Origin of the sequence: Shinella granuli, from assembly GCF_004341885.1 — a bacterium.
GTDB lineage: Bacteria > Pseudomonadota > Alphaproteobacteria > Rhizobiales > Rhizobiaceae > Shinella > Shinella granuli.
In genome coordinates this window covers 1-2,203 of sequence record NZ_SLVX01000085.1, presented here as the reverse complement: position 1 = coordinate 2,203, position 2,203 = coordinate 1, and the positions used below count along the sequence as shown (strand labels likewise).

The window sequence follows — 2,203 nt, the reverse complement described above, 5'->3', positions numbered from 1 at the left end:
CCTCTTCGCCGGGCATATGCTGTTGGCCCTTGTCGAGGATGCGCTGTGGAGGGCCATCGGCAATACGAACACGGCTTGCGGCAAAACGTGCTGACAGGCGGCCTTTTGTACCGCGGCGCCAACTGACCTTCCTCCATCGCGCATCCGAAAGGATCGTTTCGGCTGCCATCGACAGGATGTCCGGTATGGGATGCTGGCGCGGCCGGCCACGAGAGGAAACCGGGAATATCAGCGCGACATCATGGGGATAGACCTTCTGATGCTTGGGAATGCCGACCGCCCAGACGAGACCACGAGCACTCAGGCCCTGCCGGAACGCAGCCGATAGACCATAACCCGCATCGGCAAGCACGACGCCGAAACGCATGCCTGTCGACATCAGGCGATCGATCTCTTCCAGGGCGATCTCGGGCTTGGTGCGTGGCTGACGCATCTGCTCGGGGATACCGGCTTTCAACATCCGTAATGGAGCGTTTGTCCAGCTTTCGGGCAGGAACAGTCGCAAGGCCACCGGCACGGGAACCTCCGCGCGGGCCAGTGTCAGCGATACCAGCGTTGTGTTTCGGCATGGAATAAGGGCTCTGACTCAATCTCGATGATGTTTAGGATTTAATTGGCGTGGTTTTCTCTGGAGAATCAGCGCCATGCAGACCCGAATTCGACTTTCCGATCTGATCCCCGCCGAATTCAACGTTGAAGCAGTGCACGATGCGGCTGGCGCGATCGTTGTCGTGGCGTCGGGCCGTGCACTAGAATGCAGATGCCCCCACTGTGGAACCCTTTCTCGGCGTGTTCATAGTCGCTATCCTCGGATGCTTGCCGATCTGCCGTGTGCGGGCCGGCGGCTCGAACTGAACCTAACCGTCAGACGCTTTGTCTGTAATGCCGGCAATTGCCGCCGAAAGATTTTCGCCGAGCGCTTCGGCGACGATGTAATTCGCCCCATGGCTCGCCGGACAGCACGCCTGGACTGTCTGGTTCGCCATCTCGCTCTCGCATTGGGTGGTCGCCCGGCGGCCCGGTTTGCAGATCGTCTCGGATTCCCGGTGAGTAATGATACGCTGCTGCGAACCGTTCGCCGATACGATCGCCCCGCGCCGATACCTCCGAACGTCATCGGCATTGATGACTGGGCCTGGCGACGCAATCATCGATATGGCACCATCATTTGCGATCTTGAACGTCGAAGGGCAATCGCATTATTGCCCGACAGGGAACAGGCGACCGCCGAGGCCTGGCTGATTCAGCAACACCAGATCGAGATCGTCGCACGAGACCGTGGTGGTGGATATGCGCAGGCCGTCTCACGAGCCCTGCCACACGCCAACCAGGTTGCCGACCGTTGGCATCTGATGGAAAACGCCAGCCACGCCTTTCTTGACGCCGTTCGTAAATCGATGCGGCAGGTCCGGGTGGCAATCGGCACTGCAACCGTAAATCCGAAGCTTCTGACTGCCGCTGAGCGGCTGCAATACGAGGGATATCTGCGACGTGAAGAGGCAAATGCCGTTATCCGCGGGTTCGTCGCCGATGGTGTCTCCATCAAGGAAATCGTGCGCCGAACTGGGCATAGCCGAAAGCTGGTCCGCAGTGTCGTTCGTGGTCAGCGGACAGACATCTTCCGGGTCCGGCAAACCTCTCTCGAACCCCATCTGCCTTGGCTTGAAGCTCAATGGGATGCTGGATTGCGTAATGGCGCCGAACTGTGGCGGCAGCTTCGACTGGCTGGTTTTGGCGGAAGCCTGCGTGTTGTCACCGAATGGGCAACGAGACGAAGGCGGGCAGAAAAGGCTGAAAGCGGACTTGGTCATTCTCCCGCCGCGCGCACCGTCGTTCGCCTGATGACCCTCGAGCGCAACAACCTGACCAAGGCTCAAACGATGACGGTTGCCGCCATCGAAGAGAGGCTGCCAGACCTTGTCGAGGCCAGGGATGTCGTTGAGAGCTTCCATGACATGTTGCGCCGCAAATCCTCCGGTGATCTGGAGGCCTGGATCGAACGCGCGGCGAAAAGCCTGGTCGCATCATTCGCGAATGGCGTTATCCGAGACCGAGCCGCAATCCAGAATGCCATAACCTCCAAGTGGTCGAACGGCCAGACGGAAGGCTGAACCGCCCCGGGTTTGCCGGAGGCTCCAACTTCCAAATAGGATGGAGCCATGACGAGCAAAACGACGAACAAGTTTTCCCCTGAGGTGCGCGA

At 59.6% G+C, this 2,203-nt stretch carries 2 pseudogenes; one reads left to right on the top strand and one right to left on the bottom strand.

Annotated elements, in window-relative coordinates:
• Positions 1 to 556 (bottom strand): annotated as a pseudogene (locus EV665_RS32035) (transposase); the annotation flags it as partial.
• Between the two features lie 88 nt (positions 557 to 644).
• Between EV665_RS32035 and EV665_RS32030 the strand changes: the two are divergent.
• Positions 645 to 2,108, top strand: a pseudogene (locus tag EV665_RS32030) (ISL3 family transposase); the annotation flags it as partial.
• Positions 2,109 to 2,203: the final 95 nt, after the last annotated feature.